Origin of the sequence: Variovorax sp. GrIS 2.14, from assembly GCF_046115955.1 — a bacterium.
Classification (GTDB): domain Bacteria; phylum Pseudomonadota; class Gammaproteobacteria; order Burkholderiales; family Burkholderiaceae_C; genus Variovorax.
Map to the genome: position 1 here is coordinate 682,956 of NZ_JBJXIA010000001.1, position 21,444 is coordinate 704,399.

13 protein-coding genes are annotated in these 21,444 nt (G+C 66.0%); all 13 read left to right on the forward strand.

Features of this window, described 5'->3' with window-relative positions; translation table 11 throughout:
• Positions 1-295: 295 nt before the first annotated feature.
• Positions 296-1,627, forward strand: a complete 1,332-nt coding sequence (gene tssK, locus RCH10_RS03220; protein WP_409051244.1) for a type VI secretion system baseplate subunit TssK — start codon at positions 296-298, stop codon at positions 1,625-1,627.
• Between the two features lie 21 nt (positions 1,628-1,648).
• The gene (locus RCH10_RS03225) at positions 1,649-2,986 is read left to right on the forward strand and encodes a DotU family type VI secretion system protein (RefSeq protein ID WP_409051245.1); all 1,338 of its coding nucleotides are present in this window, start codon (positions 1,649-1,651) and stop codon (positions 2,984-2,986) included.
• Positions 2,983-6,579, forward strand: coding sequence for a type VI secretion system membrane subunit TssM (tssM, locus tag RCH10_RS03230; protein WP_409051246.1), 3,597 nt, complete (start codon positions 2,983-2,985; stop codon positions 6,577-6,579). Before RCH10_RS03225 ends, tssM begins: the two co-directional genes overlap by 4 nt.
• Positions 6,576-7,247: a type VI secretion system-associated protein TagF gene (gene tagF / locus RCH10_RS03235; protein ID WP_409051247.1), complete on the forward strand. Its 672-nt coding sequence runs from the start codon at positions 6,576-6,578 to the stop codon at positions 7,245-7,247. Before tssM ends, tagF begins: the two co-directional genes overlap by 4 nt.
• Complete coding sequence (locus RCH10_RS03240) at positions 7,244-9,094, forward strand: protein kinase domain-containing protein (RefSeq protein ID WP_409051248.1); 1,851 nt, start codon at positions 7,244-7,246, stop codon at positions 9,092-9,094. Before tagF ends, RCH10_RS03240 begins: the two co-directional genes overlap by 4 nt.
• A gap of 60 nt (positions 9,095-9,154) precedes the next feature.
• On the forward strand, positions 9,155-10,726 hold the full coding sequence (locus RCH10_RS03245) for a murein transglycosylase A (RefSeq protein ID WP_409051249.1): 1,572 nt from the start codon (positions 9,155-9,157) through the stop codon (positions 10,724-10,726).
• Between the two features lie 71 nt (positions 10,727-10,797).
• Entirely contained in the window at positions 10,798-11,358 is a 561-nt protein-coding gene (locus RCH10_RS03250) for a hypothetical protein (protein WP_409051250.1), read from the forward strand.
• 52 nt (positions 11,359-11,410) lie between these two features.
• A complete protein-coding gene (locus tag RCH10_RS03255) occupies positions 11,411-12,211 on the forward strand; it encodes a type VI secretion system accessory protein TagJ (RefSeq protein ID WP_409051251.1) in 801 nt (266 codons plus the stop codon).
• Positions 12,204-12,722, forward strand: coding sequence for a type VI secretion system baseplate subunit TssE (tssE, locus tag RCH10_RS03260; protein ID WP_187053301.1), 519 nt, complete (start codon positions 12,204-12,206; stop codon positions 12,720-12,722). Before RCH10_RS03255 ends, tssE begins: the two co-directional genes overlap by 8 nt.
• Positions 12,723-12,727: 5 nt before the next feature.
• On the forward strand, positions 12,728-14,650 hold the full coding sequence (gene tssF / locus RCH10_RS03265; RefSeq protein WP_409051252.1) for a type VI secretion system baseplate subunit TssF: 1,923 nt from the start codon (positions 12,728-12,730) through the stop codon (positions 14,648-14,650).
• Positions 14,626-15,726, forward strand: coding sequence for a type VI secretion system baseplate subunit TssG (gene tssG, locus RCH10_RS03270; RefSeq protein ID WP_409051253.1), 1,101 nt, complete (start codon positions 14,626-14,628; stop codon positions 15,724-15,726). Before tssF ends, tssG begins: the two co-directional genes overlap by 25 nt.
• A gap of 19 nt (positions 15,727-15,745) precedes the next feature.
• Positions 15,746-18,463, forward strand: a complete 2,718-nt coding sequence (gene tssH, locus RCH10_RS03275) for a type VI secretion system ATPase TssH (RefSeq protein ID WP_409051254.1) — start codon at positions 15,746-15,748, stop codon at positions 18,461-18,463.
• A 36-nt stretch (positions 18,464-18,499) separates the two neighbouring features.
• Positions 18,500-21,427: a type VI secretion system Vgr family protein gene (locus RCH10_RS03280; RefSeq protein WP_409051255.1), complete on the forward strand. Its 2,928-nt coding sequence runs from the start codon at positions 18,500-18,502 to the stop codon at positions 21,425-21,427.
• Positions 21,428-21,444 lie beyond the last annotated feature (17 nt).

The following is a 21,444-nucleotide window of genomic DNA, read 5'->3' on the forward strand; positions in this document are numbered from 1 at the left end:
AAACTGCCACGAGATCTTGGAGCGCTGACTCAAATGAATGCCCTGTCAAGAGAGCTCTCCAAAGTCAGCTTAGGGCCCATAGCAGTCACACGCTCCGACCGTTCATTAGTGCCCGCCTGCCGCCACCCCATGCGCACTGAACCATAAGCCCGCGCACCCAATCGACGAAGGCCTTCTAGGCCCTTCGACTTAGACCCAACGCCTCCGTCTAGGCCGTTAGGTGGATTTGCCGTTCACCCTCTGCGCCGGAAACTAGATGTTTCTTTCTGGCACCCCTGCCATTGACGGAGCGCGGATGAGTTGGCGAACAAAAGTGGTTTGGAGCGAGGGGATGCTGCTGCAGCCTCAGCACCTGCAGCAAAGCGAGCGCCACGCCGACCATGCGCGGCATGTGCTCCTGCGCACCACGACCCCTCATGCATGGGGCTTCGCTGAAATTGAAATCGACCAGGCGGCGCTCACCCTCGGCAAGCTCGCGCTGGTACGTGCCGTCGGCGTGTTCGGCGACGGCACCGTGTTCGACATGCCGGCTGTCGATCCATTGCCCGATCCCATCGACATCCCGCCGACGATGCGCGACGAGGCCGTCGTGCTCGCCTTGCCACTACGCCGCGCCGGTGCCCGGGAAGCCGATGCCGAGGGCTACGACGACCTGGTGCGCCATCGCGTGCTCGAGTCCGAAGTGCCCGATTCCAACACCGCCGGCGAGCGTACCGCCATGCTGCAACTCGGTCAGCTCCACACGCGCCTGATGCGCGCCGATGAGACGACCAATGCGTGGACCACCGTCAACGTCGCCCGGGTGGTCGAGCGGCGTGTCGACAACCAGGTTCAGCTCGATCGCAACCTGCTGCCGCCGCTGCTCGATGTGGCTGGCCACGCGGTGATCCGCTCGTGGCTCGACGAATTGCTCGGCCTGTTGCGCCAACGCGGCGAGGCTCTCGCTGGCCGCATGACGCAGGGCGGCACTGGCGGCGTGTCCGAGATCGCCGACTTCATGCTGCTGCAAACAGTGAACCGTAACGAGGCGGTGTTCGCGCATCTGGCAAAGAGCGCGATGCTGCATCCGCAGCGCTTCTTCGAGCATGCACTGGCGCTGGCCGGTGACCTCGCGACGTTCCGCGATTCGCGTCGGGTCGCGCGCTTCGGTCCCTACATCCACGACGATCTCGCACTCACATTTCGCCCGGTCATGGACGACTTGCGGCGCAGCCTGTCGATGGTGCTCGAACAGTCGGCCATTCGCATCGAGCTGCATGACCGCAAGCATGGCGTGCGCGTCGCCGTCATCCCCGATGTGGAGCTGCAGCGCAATGCGACCTTCGTGCTCGCGGTCAACGCGCAGATGCCGAGCGAGGCCTTACGCGCGCGCTTTCCGACGCAGGTCAAGATCGGTCCGGTCGAGCGCATTCGCGATCTGGTCAACCTTGCGCTGCCCGGCGTCACGCTCATGCCGATGCCGGTCGCGCCGCGGCAGATTCCGTTTCACTCGGGCGCCAACTACTTCGAGCTCGAAACGCGCAACAGCGACCTGTGGCGCCAGCTCGAAGCATCGGGCGGCGTGGCGATGCACATCGCCGGCGACTTCCCCGGCCTGGATCTGGCGTTCTGGGCGATCAGGTCCTGACGCGCCCATGGGAAAAGCACCATGACAACCCCGGACCCTTTCGCTGCTTTTGAATCAGAACGCACGGTCATCAAGCCGAAGCCGCGTGCTGCTGGCGGCGCATCGCCGGCAAGCGGCAACGCCCCGTATGCAGCATCGGCAGAAGCGTTGCCAGCCGATGTCGGTGAGCTCGGCCTGCTCAACCCACTGGTGTCGGCCGCCGGCAGGTTACTGGTGCTGGTCGGCAAGCTGCGCAACCTTGTGCAGCCGCCCAACGTGCCGGCGTTGCGCGCGTCCACTGCCGATGCGGTTAACCAGTTCGACGCTGCCGCGCGTCGCTCGGGCGCCTCGAACGAGTCGGTGCTGGCAGCTCGCTACATCCTTTGCACTGCGCTCGACGAAGCCGTCGCCAACACGCCGTGGGGCGTGCAGGCGGGCTGGAGCAAGCAGAGCCTGCTGGTCCAGTTCCACAACGAATCGTGGGGCGGTGAAAAAGTTTTTCAGCTGCTCGCAAAGCTGGCGCAAGACGTGCCGACGCACCGCAATTTGCTGGAGCTGATGTACAGCGTGCTGGCGCTCGGATTCGAAGGCCGCTACCGCGTGATCGACAACGGTCGCGCGCAACTCGACACCGTGCGGCAGCGCCTCGCCGATCTCATCGCCAAAGACCGGCCACCGCTGGAAGCCGAACTGTCGCCGCACTGGCGCGGCCAGGCAGCCGGCACCGCACGGCTGCGCGAATCGCTGCCGTTGTGGGTCTTCTCGGTCGGCTTCCTGCTGCTGCTCGCACTCGCCTGGTTCGGCCTGCGGCTCACCCTCAACAACCGCTCCGACACGACCTATGCAGCGATCTCCGGCCTGCGCGTGCCCAACGTGCAAATCGCGCCGCCGGCCATCATGGCGAAGTCGCCGCGGCTGGCGAAATTCCTGGAGCCTGAAGTCAAGCAAGGGCTCGTCACCGTCACCGACGAAGCCGATCGCAGCACCGTGCGCCTGCGCGGCGACAGCTTCTTCGGCTCCGGCAGTGCCGAGCCGATGCCGCAATCGCTGCCGGTGTTGACGCGCATCGGCCAGGCGCTGGCCGAGGTCAAGGGCGAGGTGCTCATCACCGGCCATTCGGACAACCAGCCGATCCGCTCGATGCGCTATCCGTCGAACTGGCATCTGTCGGCCGCGCGTGCCGACGCGGTCAAGGCCTCGCTGGTCGGTTTGGTAGAACCCGGTCGCATGCGGTCCGATGGCAAAGCCGATGCCGAGCCGGTCGCGCTCAACGACTCACCGGCCAATCGCGCGCGCAATCGCCGCGTCGACATCGTGCTGTTGTCCGAGCCGGAGCGCACAGCGGCCACGCTGAACGCAACGCCGGAGGTCAAGCGATGAAAAAGCTCCTCGGCTGGCTCTTCAGCCCGCTGCTCTTCATGCTGCTGGCGCTGCTGGTCGTCTCGCTGTTGATCTGGTGGGTCGGCCCGCTCATCAAGATCGGTTCGCTGGTGCCGCTTGAATCCGAAACCTCGCGCTGGGTGCTGATCGGCGTCATCGTGCTCATCGCGGTACTGCGCGCGACCTGGAAGCGCTGGCGCACGCGCAAGGCCAGCCAGAACCTCACGGAAGGCCTGATGCGCGCGCCGGCCGCGAAAACGGGGCCTGTGGACGAAGGCGAGCAGAAGGTGCTCGACACGCGCTTCACCGAAGCGGTCGCGACGCTCAAGCAGATGCGCCTGCATGCGGCCGGCCGCAAGCCCGGCTGGCGCGACTGGTTGTCGCTGTCGGGCGGCAGCTATCTGTATGACTTGCCGTGGTACGTCTTCATCGGCGCACCGGGTGCGGGCAAGACAACGGCGCTGGTCAACTCGGGCCTGTCGTTTCCGCTGGCCGACAAGTTCGGTCCCGGCGCCATTCGCGGTGTCGGTGGCACGCGCAACTGCGACTGGTGGTTCACCGACGAAGCGGTGCTCATCGACACCGCCGGCCGCTACACCACGCAAGACAGCCACCAAGCCGAAGACAAGAACGCGTGGGAAGGCTTCCTCGGCTTGCTGAAGAAGGTTCGGCCACGCCGGCCGCTCAACGGCGTGTTCCTGACAGTGAGCGTCGCCGACCTCCTGAGCCAGGGCGCCGAGGCGCGCAGCTCGCTGGCCTCGTCGATCCGCGCGCGGCTGCTCGAGCTCGATGCCAAGCTCACCACGCGCTTGCCCGTCTACGTGCTGGTCACCAAGAGCGACTTGCTCTACGGCTTCACCGAATACTTCGCCGATCTCGGCAAGGAACAACGCGCGCAAGTCTTCGGCTTCACGCTGCCGGCCGCAGAGGTGGTGCAGGTCGACGAGAAGGGCCTGTCGGCGGTGTTCGGTCGGGAGTTCGGCTTGCTCCACGACCGCATCAACGACGGCCTCATCAACCGCATGCAGCATGAGACGGACGTGACACGGCGCGCGGCTGTCTTCGGCTTCCCGGCGCAGCTCGGTTCGGTCGGGCCGCTGCTGTCGGACCTGCTCGACCAGGTGTTCACCGGCTCGCGCTTCACGCAGCCGCCATGGGTGCGCGGCGTGTACTTCACCAGCGGCACGCAAGAGGGCAGTCCGATCGATCGCGTGATGGGCAGCCTGGCGCGCAGCTTCGGGCTGGAGCGGGCGATGCTCGCTCCGCAAAAGAGCAGCGGCCGCAGCTACTTCCTGACCTCGCTGTTGCGCGACGTGGTGTTTCCCGAGCAGCGGCTCGCGGGCGCCGACGTCACGCTGGAGCGACGTCGTCACGGGCTGCGCCTTGCGGCCCTGTCGCTCATGACGCTGGTCACGCTCGGTCTGCTCGCCGCATGGGGCTACAGCACATGGCAAAACCTCAACTACCTGAAGGCGGTCGAAGCGAAAGTGGAGCCCGCCAAGCAGACGCTGGCGGCACTGCCGGCGCGCGTGCAGAACCTGGTCGAAGTGGCGCCGGTGCTGCAAGGCCTGCGCGATATCTGGAAGGCGCCCGAAAACCGGCAGGGCAACGAGCCGCTCTCGATGACGCTGGGCCTCTACCAGGGCGACAAGCTCGACGCAGCTGCGATGCTGGCGCACCAGCGCGCACTCAACGAAGCCTTCTTGCCGCAGCTCGCCAAGCGACTCGAAGACCAGCTTCGTACCGCGCAAAAGGACAACCTGGAATTCAGCTACGAGGCGCTGAAGAGTTACCTCATGCTGCACCAGCCCGAGCACTTCGATGCCGACGCGCTCAAGGCCTGGATCACGCTCGACTGGGCGCGCAACATGGACCGCGGCATCCCGGAAGACCAGCGCAAGCTTCTCGAAGACCAGCTCGACGTGCTGATCGCGCAAGGCCCGCCGCGCTCGCCGTTGAAGATGGACGAGAACCTGGTGCGCAGCGTGCGTGGCGTGCTCGCCAGCTACCCGCTGGAGCAGCGCGTGTTCAGCCGGCTCAAGCGGCAGCGTCTGGGCAAGGACGTGCCGGCCTTCAGCGTGGCGGCAGCGGCCGGCCCTTCCGGCCCGCTGGTGTTCGAGCGCATCAGCGGCAAGCCGCTGACCGATGGCGTGCCGGGCATGTTCACCTACGACGGCTATCACAAGCGGTTTCAGGCCGAGGTGACCGTGCTCACCGGCCTGCTCGCGCAGGAAGATCCGTGGGTGCTGGGGCAAGACCGCACCGCGACCGATCGACTGAAAGACGCGTCGCAACTCGGTGCGATGACCGACCGCGTACGCCGCCTTTACCTCGAGGAGTACGTGAAGGTGTGGGAGGCGATGCTCGCCGACATTCGGTTGGTGCGCGGCGCAGGGCTCGAGAAGAACATCGAGACCGCGCGCATCTTGTCGGGCGCGAGTTCACCGCTCGCCAACTTCTTGCGTGCGGTGGTCAAAGAGACGACGCTGATTCCGGCCGAAGGCGCCAAAGACGTGGTGAGCAAGGCGACCGAGACCGTACGCAACACGCGCAAGGGCCTCGAAGACCTGTTCGGCGGCGATCCCAACAAGCCGGTCGTGACCGGCAAGCGCATAGAGAGCATCGTGGACGATCGCTTCGAGCCGCTGCGCCGCATGGTCACTGCCGGCACGCCCGGTGGGCCGGCCCCGCTCGACGATGCACTCAAGCTCTTCAACGAGGTCTACGTCTATCTGACAGCCGTCGATTCCGCGGTGAAGAGCCGCTCGTCACCGCCGCCCGGCGACGTGGCCGCCAAGCTCAAGGGCGATGCGGGCCGGCTGCCGGAGCCGGTGCGCAGCATGGTCGAGAACCTGAGCCAATCGGGCGCGACGCAAGCGCAAAGCGCGGAGCGCAGCAACCTGAGCCAGGACCTGCGGCCGGTAACCGACTTCTGCACACGCGCGATCGCCGGCCGCTATCCGCTGGTCGCCACCAGCAACCGCGATGTGCTGCCCGAAGACTTCGGACAGATGTTCGGACCCGGTGGCTTGATGGACGACTTCTTCCAAAAGAAGCTGGCCGCACTGGTCGACACCAGCACCAAGCCGTGGCGCTACAAACCGGTGGCAGAGAAGGCGGCAGTCACCACCGCATCGCTCGCGCAGTTCGAGCGCGCTGCGCGCATCAAGGACATCTTCTTTCGGGGTGGCGGCCGCGGGCCGGCATTGCGGCTGGACTTCAGGCCGGTGGAGATGGACGAGAACATCACGCAGTTCATCCTCGATGTCGATGGGCAGCTGGTGAAGTACGCGCATGGCCCGGTCGTGCCGATGGCGGTGCAATGGCCGGGACCCAAGGGCAGCAACCAGGTGCGGGTGCAGATCAGCCCGCCTTCGGCCACCGGAAATTCGGGTCTGTCGACGGACGGACCGTGGGCGCTGTTTCGCACGCTCGACAAGGCGCAGCTCGAACAGGGCGACCTGCCGGAGCGCTTCTTCATCACCTTCAACATCGAGAACCGTCGCACCCGTTTCGAGGTGACGACCAACAGCGTGCAGCATCCGATCCGCCTGCGCGAACTGCGCGAGTTCTCTTGCCCGGAGGGGCTGTGAGCGAGACGCGAACCTTCCTCGCATCGGACGAGTTGCCGGGCTGGTTCGGCAAGCTTCCGGGCATGGGCGACTTCGCGCATCGCCGCATGCCGGAGCCGATGCGCGAGCGCCTCGACCACTGGCTGCAACGCGGCCTCTTGCGGCTGCGTGACGCGCACGACGACTGGACCGAGCGCTATCTCGCGGGTCCGCTGTGGTTCTTCGCTTTGGGCAGCGGATTGGGCGGCACCAACGCGTGGCTCGGCGTGCTGATGCCATCGGTCGATGGCGTCGGTCGCTACTTTCCTTTCATCATGGCGGCCGAATGCGATGTGCCGCTGAACGAGTTCACGCCGGCGCAGTCGGGTGCCGTGTGGCGCTGGTGGCGCACTTGCGCACAGGCGGCACTCGAGGGGCTGGCGAACGACCTCGATGCAGGACGCTTCGACAACGCGTTGCAACGCGTCTTCCATGCCGCGGATGGTGAGGCAGTGGACGAGGTAGCCGATGCCGACCGAGGCGCTGCGATGGTTTGGCCGACGGGGGGCCAGTCACTGTGGTTGACAGATCCTGCTGCTGACCAAGGCTTGCGCATGACGGCCACCAGCTTGCCAGCGGATGCGCGCTTCGATGCGCTGTTCGGCTTCGTCAGCGACGAATGGGTGCAGCGGGTGGAGGCTGAGCCATGAGCAATGCCGACGCCCCGAAGAACGAGGACGGCGCAACGGTGATCTCCACGGGCGGCGCGGGCAGCACCGGCATGGCCCCTCTCAGCGGCAACCCGACACGCCTGCCGACCTCCGGCTCGCAAGCCGGCGCCGAAGCCGGCGTGTTGCCGGCCGGCAGCAAGGTCGGCGAGTTCGAGATCACCGCACTGGTCGGGCAGGGCGGCTTCGGCGCGGTGTACGAAGCGTGGGATCACACGCTGGAGCGCGTCGTCGCCATCAAGGAATATCTGCCGGTGTCGCTGTCGACGCGGCAATACGACGGCACGGTGGTGGCGTTGTCCGAGCGGCACCGCGAGACCTTCGACCTCGGCATGCGCAGCTTCATCAACGAGGCGCGGCTGCTGGCGCAGTTCGATCATCCCTCGCTGCTGAAGGTCTACCGCTTCTGGCAGGAGCGCGGCACGACCTACATGGTGATGCCGTTCTATCGCGGCGACACGTTGCGCCAGGCGTTGGCCGCCATCCCGGCCGGTGTCGACGAAGGTTGGTTGATGCGCATCATGGACGGCGTGACGCAGGCGCTGGCCGTGATGCATGCGGCCAATTGCTATCACCGCGACATCGCGCCCGACAACATCATCCTGCTCGAAGGCTCGGGCCGGCCGGTGGTGCTCGACTTCGGTGCGGCGCGCCGCGTGATCACCGACAAGACGCAGGCCATCACCGTCATCCTGAAGCCGGGTTACGCACCGATCGAGCAGTACGCCGAGATGCCCGACATGTCGCAGGGCGCGTGGACCGATGTGTACGCATTGGCCGCGGTGATGCACGTCGCCATCTGCGGTCGCGCGCCGCCGCCGTCGGTCGCGCGGTTGCTGTCCGACAGCTATGTGCCGCTGATCAATAACGAGATGCTGCGCAAGCGCTACAGCGCGCGGTTGCTGTCGGCCATCGATGCCGGGCTGGGCGTGCGGCCGGAGGCGCGCCCGCAGTCGATGGGCGCGCTGCGAGAAGCGCTCGGGCTCGATGACGAGACGACGAACGTGCCGGTGCGGCGCTCGGTGCCTGCTGCGCCAGCGTCGGCGCCTGCGCCCGCACCGCGTCCGTCGAAAGCCGTTGCGGCTTCGAGCGGCGGCACGGGCAAGGCCGTCGCTGCCATCGCGGCAGTCGCGGTGCTTGCCGTGGCCGGCGGCGGCTGGTGGTGGATGCAGGGCAGGTCGAACGGCGCCGACACGGTGGTCGGCAGCGCAGCCGGTTCAACAGACGGCAAAGCGTCCACGCCGCCAGACACGAAGGTCGCTGAAGTTCCCGCGCCCGCAACCGCAACCGCAGCCGCAGCCGCACCGCCGCCCACACCACGCACGCCGACCGAATCGATGGCCGCCATCGGCACCGGCGCCACACCAGGCTTCAACGTGACAGCGACGCCGCGCAAGGCCGAGGTCGTCATCAAAAAGGATCGGCTCTCTTTCGACGTCAAGAGCAACCGCGACGGCTACGTGTACGTCTATCTTTTGTCGAGCGGCGGAGAGATGTTCCTGCTGTTCCCCAACCTGCTCGACAAGTACAACAAGATCACTGCGGGCACATCGATCTCGCTGCCGCGCGCATCGTGGCCGATGGACGCGGGCGGCCCGGCCGGCGTCGACTTGTTCGCGGTGGTGGTGAGCGAGCGCGAGCGCGATTTCTCCGGCTCGGGGATTCAGAACGACGGCGTGTTTCCGCAGTTTCCCGTGCCGGTGCTGGCGGCCCTGGAGGCGACGCGCGGCGCCGGCCCTTCGCCGCTGGTCGGCAAGCCCGTGTGCCCGCCGGGTGCGCCATGCAACGACGTCTACGGCGTCGGGACTTTCAAAATCACAGAGAAGTAATCGTCCTGATGAACAGGCAGCCCTTTCGGGCCGGCTCGTTTCACGGCAAGGAGACCGCCCATGAACACCTCTTCGACGACTTATCCGGTTGCCATCATGGTCGCCATCGCGTTGGCAGGATGCGCCATCGGGCCCAAGACCCCCGCTTCCATGACGACCGCTGCATCGACGGCGCCAGCACCCGTACCCGTCGAAGCCGCGGCACCGGCGCGACCCGCGACCAGCGGGCCCGGTGCCGGCAACGTGGCCGGCCAGGCCCGCACCTTTTCGACCCAGCTCGCGACCTACACCGCCGTCAACTTCGAAGCGATGCCCGGCTGGCGGCATGACGACTTCGCCGAAACCTGGCCCGCGTTCCTCGGCAGCTGCAAGGTGCTTACCGGCCGTGGCGATGCCTGGAAAGAGGTGTGCGAGCGCGCTCGCAGAGTCAGCGACAAAAGCTCGCCCGCGATTCGCGACTTCTTCGAAACGGAGTTCGCGGCGTATCAGATTCGCGACGACGACCGCAAGCCCGACGGCGTGGTCACCGGCTACTTCGAGCCCGAGATCAGCGGCAACCGGAGTTATGCGCCGCCCTTCATCTACCCGGTGTACGGCCAGCCTGAGGACATGCTGTTCGTCGATGCGCGCAAGTTGCCCGCCGGCAACGGCACGGTGCCGGTGCGCGTGCAGGGCCGCGACGTGATCGTGCAGATGGGGCTCAGCACGCGTGACATGGGCGCGCCAGGCTTGTATGCGCTCGACCTTTCCACCATCACCCGCGACACGCTGGATCGCCGCGTGCGGCTTCGCATCGATGGCAAGCGGCTGATGCCTTACTACACGCGTGAAGAAATCGAAACGCGCGGCGCGCCCAACGCCAAGGTGCTGGCCTTCGTCAACAGCGCGACGGCGCTGTACGAAATGCAGATCCAGGGCTCGGGCCGCATTCGCATGCCGAGTGGCGAGGTGGTCCGCATCGCCTATGCCGAACAGAACGGCCAGCCGTTTCGCCCGACGCTGGTCGGCGCGGCCAACAGCAAAGGCAAGAGCGCGGTGCGCACCCGCGGCGGCGCCATCGAACTCGACCCTGACGACGATGACGACGAAGACCTGAGCGCAGTCAAGACGCGCGGCTTCACGCTGGCCAAGCCGGTCGAGAGCGGTGCCGTCATGGTGCCCGGCCGCAAGGCCACGGGCGACGTGATCGGCTCCGGCATCAAGGACCCGAGCTATGTGTTCTTCAAGGAGACGATCGGCGCTGCGGGCGGCCCGGTCGGCGCCTTCGGCGTGCCGTTGTCGGCGGGGCGGTCCATCGCGGTCGATCCGCGCAGCACGCCGCTCGGCTTCCCGGTGTTCGTGTCGACACGCGCACCCGGGACCGGCGCGCCGATGCAGCGCTTGACCATCGCACAAGACACCGGCGGCGCGATTCGCGGTGCGGTGCGGGCCGACTACTTCTTCGGCAACGGCACGCAGGCCGCGGCCAATGCGCGTCGCATGAAGGAACGCGGCCAACTCTGGATCTTGTTGCCGCGTGGCCTGGCGGTGGCAGCAGCCTCGACGTCGACCCTCCGGACGCGCGGCGGGGCGGTCGGGGCCGACTTGCCGCAGTGCCTGGTGCCGGTCGAAGGGCAGTGCGTCGATGACTGACTGTTCAGTGCTTTTGCACCGACTTCCGGCTTTGTTTCTTACCCATCTGATCTACCACGGGAGTGAATGCCATGTCATTGAACGGCGATGGATACCTGGACACAGACGAGGCATTGCGCCTGCTCGACCTCGGCCTTCGCAAGGGCGTGTCGCTCGACATGGCGATGTCGATCGACAACCGCGGAACGCCGGTCGAAGGCGAGTCGCCGCGCACCTATGCGGACGGCAAGGCGCGCATGGACCTGCTCGGCTACGACGTGCACGCGGGCCTGCGCATCGCGCCGGGCGCGAGCACGGCATCGCTGTCGCTGTCGCACTTGCACGTCGTGCGGCAGTCCGATGCGGCCACCGCGTCGATCGCCAGCCTGCTGCGCAACCAGACGGTCGGCCTGACCATCACCGTGTCGATCTATCGCTCGGGCGGTGAAGACGGCTCGCAACTGGAACCGATGATCGAGTTCGTCTTGACCGGCGGCCGCGTCAACGAGGTCGCCTACCTCACCGGCGGCTCGTCGGGGCACCCGTGCGAAATCATCCGCTTCGGCTACCGCGTGATGTCGATCAACTCTGCCGCGCAGCTCGCCACCGGCATTCGCGGGGCCGTGCGTACCTGCGACCTGACGGCTTCCTGAAAAGAACCGAGCAAGCGCAAAGCAAGCGCAAAACGAAAGCAAAGGAGTTGCCATGTCCGCCATCGAACTGTTGAAGGCATCCGACCCTGTGGGCGCACTCAAGGCGCTCAGCGACGATGTGCGGGCCAAGCCGGGCGACAGCAAGAACCGCGTGTTCCTGGCGCAGCTGTTGTGCGTGCTCGGCCAGTGGGAGCGCGCGCTCAACCAGCTGTCGGTCGCCGCCGAACTCGACGCACTGGCCGTGCCGATGAAACAGGTCTACGGCGAAGCCATTCGCTGCGAAGGCGTGCGTGCGGAGGTGTTCGCCGGCACCCGCAAGCCGATGGTCTTCGGCCAGCCCGACGAATGGCTGGCGCTGCTGATCGAGTCGCTGCTGCGGCGCGGCCGTGGCGAAGAGGCGATGGCCGAGCAATTGCGTGAGCGCGCCTTCGACGGTGCACCCGCCACGGCCGGGACGATCGACGGCTCACCCTTCGAGTGGCTGGCCGATGCCGACATGCGGCTCGGCCCGGTGCTCGAAGCCTTCGTCAACGGCAAGTACTACTGGGTGCCCTATGCGCGTCTCTCGCACATCAAGCTCGATCCACCCGAAGACCTGCGCGACTGCGTCTGGTTGCCGGCGCATCTGCAGTTCAAGAACGGTGGCGAAACACTGGCGCTGATCCCGACGCGGTACGAGGGCTCCGAGAAGAGCGACGACGGCGCCTTGCAACTGGCACGCAAGACCGAATGGCGCGAGCTGGCACCCGATGTGTGGATCGGCTCGGGCCAGCGCGTCCTGGGCAGCGACGCCGGCGAGCACGCGTTGATGGACGTGCGGGAGATCCTGTTCAACGAAGCCTCGAATGGCTGAGCCCGCCAGCGCGCAGGAGCGGTTGCAGCCATCGCTGCTCGACCGACTTGTCGACCATGCGCCGACGGAAAAGCGAGAGAGCGACGACAAGCGAACGCTCACCAAGCAGGCGCTTCGGCAAGCGGTGCTGCGCGACCTCGGCTGGCTCTTCAATGCGACCGGCTTTGGCCTGGCCTTCGACGACAAGCGCCATCCCAACGCGGCACGCTCGGTCATCAACTACGGATTGCCTATGCTTTCCGGCCAGTTCACGTCGAGCGTGCAGCGTGTCAGCATGGAACAGGCTTTGAAGAACGCGATCCTGCAGTTCGAGCCGCGCATCCTGCCCCGCACCCTGGAAGTCGAACTCGTCATGGAAGGCCCGGCCCTTGATTCACACAACCGCATCGGGCTGCAGATTCGCGGCATGCTCTGGGCACAACCCGTGCCGCTGGAGTTCCTGATGCGAAGTCGCATCGATCTCGAAGAGGGTCGCATCGAGATCGAAGACATGGCGCACCCGGCACGGTAGTCGGCATGGATCCCCGCCTGCTGAACCTGTACGAGCAGGAGCTTCGGTATTTTCGCGAAAGCTCCGGCGAGTTCGCGCGGGCTTTTCCCAAGATCGCGCACCGCCTCGGTGTCGAAGGGCAGGAGGTCGCCGACCCGTACGTCGAGCGCCTGATAGAGGCCACCGCCTTCTTGTCGGCGCGCGTCGGACTCAAGCTCGATGCGGAGTTTCCGCGCTTCACCGGGCACCTGCTCGACATCGTGTATCCACACTTCATGGCGCCGACGCCGTCCATGACGGTGGTGTGCTGCACTCCCGAACTCGACGATGCGAACCTTGCCACCGGGCCCACGCTGCCGCGCAACAGCGGCCTGCGTTCGCGCCATGCCGTGGGGCAGAACACGCACTGCGAATTTCGCACCGCACGTGCCTTGCGCGTGTGGCCGATCGAAGTGATCCGGGCGCAGTACTTCACCTATGCACCCGACCTGCCGATCAACCAGCATCCGCAGGCGCGCGAGATCCGGGGTGGCTTGCGCATGTCGTTGCGCACGACGGCCGGCCTCACCCTCGACAAGCTCCAGCTCGATGAGCTGGTGATCCACTTCGGTGGCGCCGACGACGTGGCGTGGCAATTGCACGAATGCTTTCTCGGCAAGCCGATCGGTGTCATGGTGCAGCCGATGGGTGCAGGCTGTGCGGTCACTGCGAACGCTGTACGGACGCTACCGGCAACTGCGGTGCAACCGGTAGGTTTTGACGACGATGAAGCGCTGCTCCCGGAAACGGCCACCGGCTTTTCCGGCTTCAGGCTGGTGCAGGAGTACTTCGCGTTTCCGCAGCGCTTTCAGTTCGCGCGCATCGTCGGCTTGCAGGCGTTGCTGCGCAGCATGCCGGGCACCGAGGTCGAGCTCGTCGTGCTGTTCTCACGCGGCGACGCGGCGCTCGAAAAACTGGTGACGGCAGACAACATCCAGCTGCACTGCGTGCCGGCCATCAACCTCTTTCCCAAGCGCCTCGACCGTGTCGCCATCACCGAGGGCAACAGCGAATTCCATCTGGTCCCCGACCGCACGCGGCCACAGGATTTCGAGGTGCATTCGGTCACCGAGGTGCTCGGGCTCGGCAACGTCGGTCAGGGCCAGGGAGCCCCGGGGCCGGGCCAGTCCGAGGGTCCGCAAGAGCTCCTCTTCCGCCCCTTCTATGCCGCGTTCCATGGCAGCCGGCACAGCCATCCCGCGTACTACACGACGACGCGCGAGCCGCGCAGCCTGTCGGTCAAGCAGCGCACCGAAGGGCATCGCAGCAGCCACATCGGCTCCGAGGTCTACATGCAGATCGTCGACCCGCAGGAGGCGCCGTACCCGCCGGGCTTGCGCCAGTTGGCGGTCGCGGCGCTCGTGACCAATCGCGATCTGCCGATGCTGCTGCCGCTCGGGCGCGACAACGATTTCGATTGCGTCGACTCGTTCCCGGTGCAGCGCGTACGCATGGTGCGCGGCCCGTCGCGGCCGGTGTCGCCAGTGGTGAACAACGGCCTTGGCTGGCGTGTGGTCGACCATCTGGCGCTCAACTACCTGTCGATCGGTGGTGCCGATACGCACAAGAACGCGGCTGCCCTGCGCGAGATGCTGATGCTCTATGCGGTGCATGCCGACGAGTCGCGCCAAGTGCAGGTGCGCGGCTTGCTGTCGGTGTCGTCGAAGCCGGTGGCGCGACGCTTGCCGATGGCCGGCCCGATCGCTTTCGGCCGCGGGCTCGAAGTCACGCTCGAAGTCGACCGGAATGCTTTTCATGGGCAGAGCGCCTTCCTTTTCGGCGCCGTGCTGGCGCAGTATCTGGCGCGCCATGTCGAGGTGAATCACTTCGTCGAAACGGTGCTCACCGTCGCCGGCAAGGGCGAGACGATGCGCTGGAGGCCGCTGTGCGGGACGCGCCCGGTGATGTGACCTCACGGGTCGGTGCGCACCTGCATTCGGTGTCGCACGAGCCGTGGGCCTACGACTACTTCGCGTTGATGCGTCGCCTGGAATCGGTGGCAAAGAGCAGTCCGCGCTGGGGTCGTGCGTTGCTGCCGAGTGCCGAGCCGGTGCGCGTCGGGCAAGAGCCGTCGCTGTCGTTCGCGCCCGCCAGCTTCAGTCGATTCGAAGCGGCGACCGATGTCTCGCCGCCGCGCCTGCGCCAGCACTTCTTCGGCTACCTCGGCCCCAACGGCCCGCTGCCGGTGCACCTGAGCGACTTCATTCGCGAGCGCTTCATCAACCACGGCGATCCGACATGGGTCGCGTTCCTCGACACTTTCGCGCACCGCTTCTCGCTGCACTTCTACCGCGCGTGGGCCTCGTCGCGGCCGGCCGTGGCGCTCGATCGACCGGGCGAAGACGCGTTTCGATTGCAGGTCGGCGCACTGGTCGGTGCCGGCACCGCGGCCCGCAATCACCGCGACGAAATCCATGACGACGCGCGACTGCACTTTGCCGGTTGGCTCACGCGTCGCGTGCACAACGCGGAGTCGGTCGAGGCGGTGCTGTGCAGCTACTTCGGCGTGCCGGTTCGGCTCGAGCGCTGGGTAGGCCACTGGATGGCGTTGCCGCCCGGCGAGCTCACACGGCTCGGTCGCGGTGAGGCTTCGCGCTCGATGGGCATGGGCGCGATGCTGGGGCAGCGCGCGTGGGACCGGCAGCATCGGGTGCGGCTGCATCTCGGGCCTTTGACGCTGGATCAGTACCGCCTCTTCCTGCCGATCGGCCCGGCGCGCCCCGAACTGCAGCGCTGGATGCAGCAGTTGCTCGGCGACGAACTCGAGTGGGATGCCGAGCTCGTGCTCGAGCAACAAGAGGTGCCGGCGACGCGGCTCGGCCAGGCGCGGGGCGGCAATGCGCCGCGCCTCGGTTGGGTCAGCTGGCTCGGGCAGCGCCCTCGCACCCACGACGCGGCCGATGTGCGCGTCCGGCGTGATGCGGGCGAGCTGGCTTCGCATCGTTCGGCGCGTTCTTTTGAAACCACGGCCCACGGTTCGTCTTGATCACATACGGAGAAATGCAATGAGTGAAATCAGCCGCACCGCCTTGTTCGGCAAGCTCAACTCGCTGGCCTACAAAGCCATCGAAGGCGCTACGGTGTTCTGCAAGATGCGCGGCAATCCGTACGTCGAGCTGGAGCACTGGTTCGCGCAGTTGCTGCAAGCGCAAGACTCCGACCTGCACCGCGTCATCCAGCACTACGGGCTCGACATCTCTGTCATCGCGAAAGACATGACCGCAGCACTGGACCGGCTGCCGCGCGGTGCCACGGCCATCAGCGATTTCTCTCCGCACATCGAGAATGCGATCGAGCGCGCCTGGACCTACGCCACGCTGCAGTTCGGCGAGGCGCAGGTGCGCACCGGCTACATCCTGATCGGCATGCTGAAGACGCAGAGCCTGCGCAACCCGCTGTTCAATCTGTCGAAGCAGTTCGAGCGCGTCAAGGTCGAAGACCTGGCCGACAACTTCGTCAAGATTTGCGACCCGTCGCCCGAGTCGCAGATGCGTGCGCAAGACGGCACCGGCATGGCGTCAGGGGGAGGCGTTGGGACACCGGGCGCAGACGCCGGCGCCATGGCACCGGCAGCGATGGGCAAGGGCGATGCGCTGAAGAAGTTCGCGGTCGACCTCACGGAGAAAGCCAAGAAGGGCGAGATGGACCCGGTGACGGGACGCGACGAAGAGATCCGCCAGATCGTCGACATCCTGATGCGCCGACGCCAGAACAACCCGTTGCTCACCGGCGAGGCCGGTGTCGGCAAGACGGCGGTGGTCGAAGGCTTCGCACAACGCCTGGCGCGTGGCGATGTGCCGCCGCAACTCAAGGACGTGAAGCTGCTCACCCTCGACATCGGACTGCTGCAGGCCGGTGCCAGCATGAAGGGCGAGTTCGAACAGCGTCTTCGGCAAGTCATCGACGAGGTGCAAAGCTCGCCGACGCCGATCATCCTGTTCATCGACGAAATCCACACGCTGGTCGGTGCGGGTGGCGCGGCCGGCACGGGCGATGCGGCCAACCTGCTGAAGCCGGCATTGGCGCGCGGCAACCTGCGCACCATCGGCGCGACGACCTGGGCCGAGTACAAGAAGTACATCGAGAAGGACCCGGCCCTGACGCGGCGTTTTCAGGTCGTGCAGGTGCCGGAGCCGGACGAGGTCAAGGCCATCCTGATGCTGCGCGGCGTGGCCAGCGTGCTTGAGAAACACCATCGCGTGCAACTGCTCGACGAGGCGATCGAGGCCGCGGTGAAGCTGTCCCATCGCTACATTCCGGCGCGTCAGTTGCCGGACAAGGCGGTGAGCCTGCTCGACACGGCATGTGCGCGGGTTGCCGTGAGTCAACATGCGACGCCGCCGGAAGTCGAGGACTGCCTGCGCCGCATCGAGGGGCTCAAGGTCGAGCAGGAAATCATCGGGCGTGAGGAGACGATCGGGATCGATGTGACCAAGCGGGCGGCGGCGGTGGCTGGGTCGCTGGTCGAGTCGAACGGGCAGCTTGAAAAGCTCAATGCGCGCTGGCAGGATGAAAAGGGCCTGATCGATCGCTTGCTCGAACTGCGGGCGCAACTTCGCAAAGCGGGTCAGCCGGTCGATGTGCCGGTCGAGAGCGCGACGCCCTCCATCGCCGAGGTAGCCACTGCACCCGACCGCGCGGCACTGCTTGCGGAACTGCACGAACTGCAGATCAGAATCGCCGCCGTCCAGGGCGAGTCCCCGCTCATCCTTCCTTCGGTCGACGAGCAGGCCGTGGCCTCTGTCGTCGCCGACTGGACCGGCATTCCTGTCGGCCGCATGGTGAAGAACGAAGTGCAGGCGGTGCTGGAATTGGCGGACACGCTGAACAAGCGCGTCATCGGCCAGAAGCACGGCCTCGAGATGATCGCGCGCCGTATTCAGACCTCGCGTGCACGACTCGACAATCCCGGCAAGCCGATCGGCGTATTCATGTTGTGCGGCACCTCCGGCGTCGGCAAGACAGAGACCGCACTTGCTCTGGCCGAGGCGCTTTACGGCGGCGAGCAGAACATCATCACCATCAACATGAGTGAGTTCCAGGAGGCGCACACCGTGTCCACGCTCAAGGGTGCGCCGCCCGGCTACGTGGGCTACGGCGAGGGCGGCATATTGACGGAAGCGGTGCGACGCCGGCCTTACTCGGTGGTGCTGCTCGACGAGGTCGAGAAGGCACACCCGGACGTGCACGAGATCTTCTTCCAGGTCTTCGACAAGGGCTGGATGGAAGACGGCGAGGGCCGGATGATCGACTTCAAGAACACGATCATCCTGCTCACCACCAACGCCGGCAGCGAACTGGTCATGAGCATGTGCCGCGACCCGGAACTGCTGCCCGACCCGGTGGCGCTGAACGAGGCGCTCAAGGCACCGCTGATGAAAATCTTTCCGCCCGCGCTGCTCGGCCGCATCGTGACGATTCCGTACTACCCGCTGTCGCCCGAGATGATGGCGATGATCGTGCGACTGCAACTCGGCCGCATCCAGAAGCGCGTCGCGGCCAACCACGGCATTCCGTTCGAATACACCGAAGCGGTCGTCAAGCAAGTGGTGGCGCGCTGTAACGACGTGGAGTCGGGCGGCCGTGCCATCGACGCCATCCTGACCAACACGGTGTTGCCGACGATCTCGGTCGAGTACCTGCAGCGGCTGGCCTCGGGCGGCGAGATCAAGCGCGTCGCGCTCGATGTGAAAGACGCCGACTTCACCTACGCGTTCGACTAGACGAACACGACGGCAAGCCCACGAAAGATCTGCGACATGGCCGAAGAACTGTTCCACATCAAGAGCGATTCGCCGGTGGTCGACGACTTGATGTTCTGGACCTTGGTGGGCCATGAGAGCTTGTCGAATCCTTCGATCTACGAGCTCGTGGTGCTTTCCAGGAACGATCAGATCGACGGCAAGGACATCCTGGGCCGGGCCTTCGATGTGGTGCTCGATTTCTTCGACGCCGACGGCGGTAAGCACCAGCGTCATTGCCAGGGCCATGCCGTGCGCTTCATGCGGACGGAACGGGCTGGTCGGTATGCCTCGTACCGCATCGTGCTGCGCTCGTGGTTCTGGCTGCTGACCAAGCGCACCAACTCCCGCATCCTGCAGGAGAAGAAGGTGCTGGAGGTGATGGATGCGGTGCTCGAAGACAGCCCGATCAAGCGCTTCAAGAAGGTCGAGACCCAGAACGTGATCGGCAACCACTTGCAGCGCCGCTACAGCGTGCAGCACATGGAAACCGACTTTCACTTCATCTCGCGGCTGCTCGAAGACGAAGGCATCTACTACTGGTACGACGCACACGATGCGCCGGGCACGATGCACCTGTCGGACGCCAGCGAGATCGCTCATGAACCGTTGCCTGTGAAGCAGACGCTGCCGTACGTGAGCTTCGGCGTCAACGACTCGCGCTTCGAAGAGATCAGCCGCTGGGTCAGCGCCCGCAGTTTCGAAAGCGGCAAGTACGACACGCGCGACAGTGACTTCAAGGCCATCGGCAAGCGGCTGGGCGCCAAGCGCGACACCTCGGACGATCACCAGTTGGCGGACTTCGAGGAGTTCGAGTTCCCCGGCGGCTACTTCACCACCGACGATGCCGACAACACCGCGAAGATCCGCGGTGAAGAACAGATCGCACGGCGCGACCGGCACTGGGCCATCACGACCTGGCCCGATGTAGCGGTTGGCCGTACCTTCAAGTTCACCGGCTCGCCCGATGGTTCGAGCGATGGTGAATACCTGATCGGCGGTTGCGACTTCGTGGTCACGCACTCCGGCTACGAAGGCATGAACGCCACCGACGGCAATGCGCATCGCATCGGTTCCGTGCTGCTTGCGATGGTGACCGAAGATCCGTCGAACAACGACATCGCCGGCTTGCTGAAGGAGTTGATCGACGGGCATCCGGCGTTGCGCATTCCGGAGCGCGGCACCCAGTCGTTTCTGATCACCGTGCTGCCCGCCGACATGCCCTTCAGGCCGCGCCGCATCACGCCGCGCGTGACGATGCCAGGGCCGCAGTCGGCCATCGTGGTCGGCCCCAAGGGCGATGAACTGCACGTCGACCAGCTCGGCCGCGTCAAGGTGCACTTTCACTGGGATCGCTACGACGACAGCAACGAGAAATCGACCTGCTGGGTGCGCGTGTCGCAGCCGATGGCGGGCACTTCGTGGGGCGGGTACTTCATGCCGCGCATCGGGCAGGAAGTGATCGTCGACTTCCTGAACGGCGACCCCGACCGGCCCATCGTCGTCGGCCGTGTCTACAACGACAAGCAGCCGATCCCGTACGACTCGCCGACGCGAAGCGGCTTCAAGACGCGGTCGACGCCGGGCGGCAACAGCAACAACTACAACGAGTTGATGTTCGAGGACAAGAAGGGCCAGGAGCTCGTCAACATCCATGCCGAACGCAACATGTCGACCTCGGTCGAGGCCGACGACTCGACCAGCGTGGGGCACGACCAGAGCATCACGGTCGAGAACGACCGCACGGTGCACACCATCGGTTTCGAAAAGCGCGAGGTCGACAAGGACCAGCGCAACATCGTCCACAAGGACCAGTACACCAACGTGACGCTGGCGCAGTACAACAACATCGGCAAGTACCAGGAGAACATCGTCGGCTTGAAGGGGCAGTTCAACCAGGTCGGCGGCAAGGTCGACATGATCGTAGGCCAGACCTACAACCTGAACGTGACGGGTGCCATGACGCAGTTCTCGGCGTCGCTGGCGCTCACCTCGGGCGCCGTCAGCGTCACCGCCGCCTCGCTGGCGGTCGGCACCAAGGGCGACATGTCGTTCACCTCGCAAGCCGGCCGCAAGGACATCACCAGCGGTGCGCATCTGGTCGCATCCAATGCCGGCATCAAGCTGGTGGCTGCGGCCGATGTGGACCTGATGGCCTTCGGCAATATCAATGCGACCTCGATGGGTTCGAACACCACGGTGATGGGTTCCAACTCGAGCGGCTACATCGGCTCGTCGAGCGAAGCCAACATGGGCATGGCGCGCAGCACCTTCATGGGTCTGCAGATGAGCAACTTTCTGGGAATGAGCATCGACAACGCGCTCGCCATCCAGATGGAGAACTGCGCCGCGCTGCAGATGCACAACGTGGCGGCGCTCGATCTCACCAATACGCCGGCCGACATCGAGTGCACCGCCGTCAAGATCATTCAGCCGGGCGCCGGCGCCGGTGGTGCGGCCGGGGCAGCGGTGGTCGGCGCGCTGGGCGGCCTGGTGGCGAGCGTGCTGGGCGTCGCCGACTCGGCCGCGACCATGAAGCAGTACGCCGACGCGGCCGCGGCACTGCGCCAGACAGCAAGCGAAATCCCCGAGTTGCCCGAACTCCAGGGCAAGCTCAACAGCCTGGCCGCCAGCGCCGACCGGCGCCAGCGGCAACTTGGTACGGCGGTGGGCGCAGGCGTCGGGGCAGTGGTGGGCGGCGTGCTCGGCGGGCCGGCGGGCGCTGTGGCTGGCGGCGGAGTCGGCTCGCAACTGGGAGGCAAGTATGTGCCCGGTGCGGCGCCATCAGTGGCGAATGTGGCCGACAAGGCAGGCGAGGCGGTCGGCAAGGCGGCCGACAAAGCCTGGGACGCCGCGATGCCTCCCGCGCCACCCGCGACCAAGACACCGAGCCCGAGCGACAACAAAGGTGGCAACGGTGGCGGATCGACTCCGGCGGGCGGCTGATGCAGGTCTGCAAGCCC

Excerpts from the sequence above, each read along its gene's own strand:
- tssH (WP_409051254.1), top strand. The coding sequence starts at position 15,746 with ATGAGTGAAATCAGCCGCACCGCCTTGTTCGGCAAGCTCAACTCGCTG.
- RCH10_RS03280 (WP_409051255.1), top strand. The coding sequence starts at position 18,500 with ATGGCCGAAGAACTGTTCCACATCAAGAGCGATTCGCCGGTGGTCGAC.
- RCH10_RS03250 (WP_409051250.1), top strand. The coding sequence starts at position 10,798 with ATGTCATTGAACGGCGATGGATACCTGGACACAGACGAGGCATTGCGC.
- RCH10_RS03240 (WP_409051248.1), top strand. The coding sequence starts at position 7,244 with ATGAGCAATGCCGACGCCCCGAAGAACGAGGACGGCGCAACGGTGATC.
- RCH10_RS03225 (WP_409051245.1), top strand. The coding sequence starts at position 1,649 with ATGACAACCCCGGACCCTTTCGCTGCTTTTGAATCAGAACGCACGGTC.
- tssK (WP_409051244.1), top strand. The coding sequence starts at position 296 with ATGAGTTGGCGAACAAAAGTGGTTTGGAGCGAGGGGATGCTGCTGCAG.
- RCH10_RS03245 (WP_409051249.1), top strand. The coding sequence starts at position 9,155 with ATGAACACCTCTTCGACGACTTATCCGGTTGCCATCATGGTCGCCATC.
- RCH10_RS03255 (WP_409051251.1), top strand. The coding sequence starts at position 11,411 with ATGTCCGCCATCGAACTGTTGAAGGCATCCGACCCTGTGGGCGCACTC.
- tssF (WP_409051252.1), top strand. The coding sequence starts at position 12,728 with ATGGATCCCCGCCTGCTGAACCTGTACGAGCAGGAGCTTCGGTATTTT.
- tssM (WP_409051246.1), top strand. The coding sequence starts at position 2,983 with ATGAAAAAGCTCCTCGGCTGGCTCTTCAGCCCGCTGCTCTTCATGCTG.
- tssE (WP_187053301.1), top strand. The coding sequence starts at position 12,204 with ATGGCTGAGCCCGCCAGCGCGCAGGAGCGGTTGCAGCCATCGCTGCTC.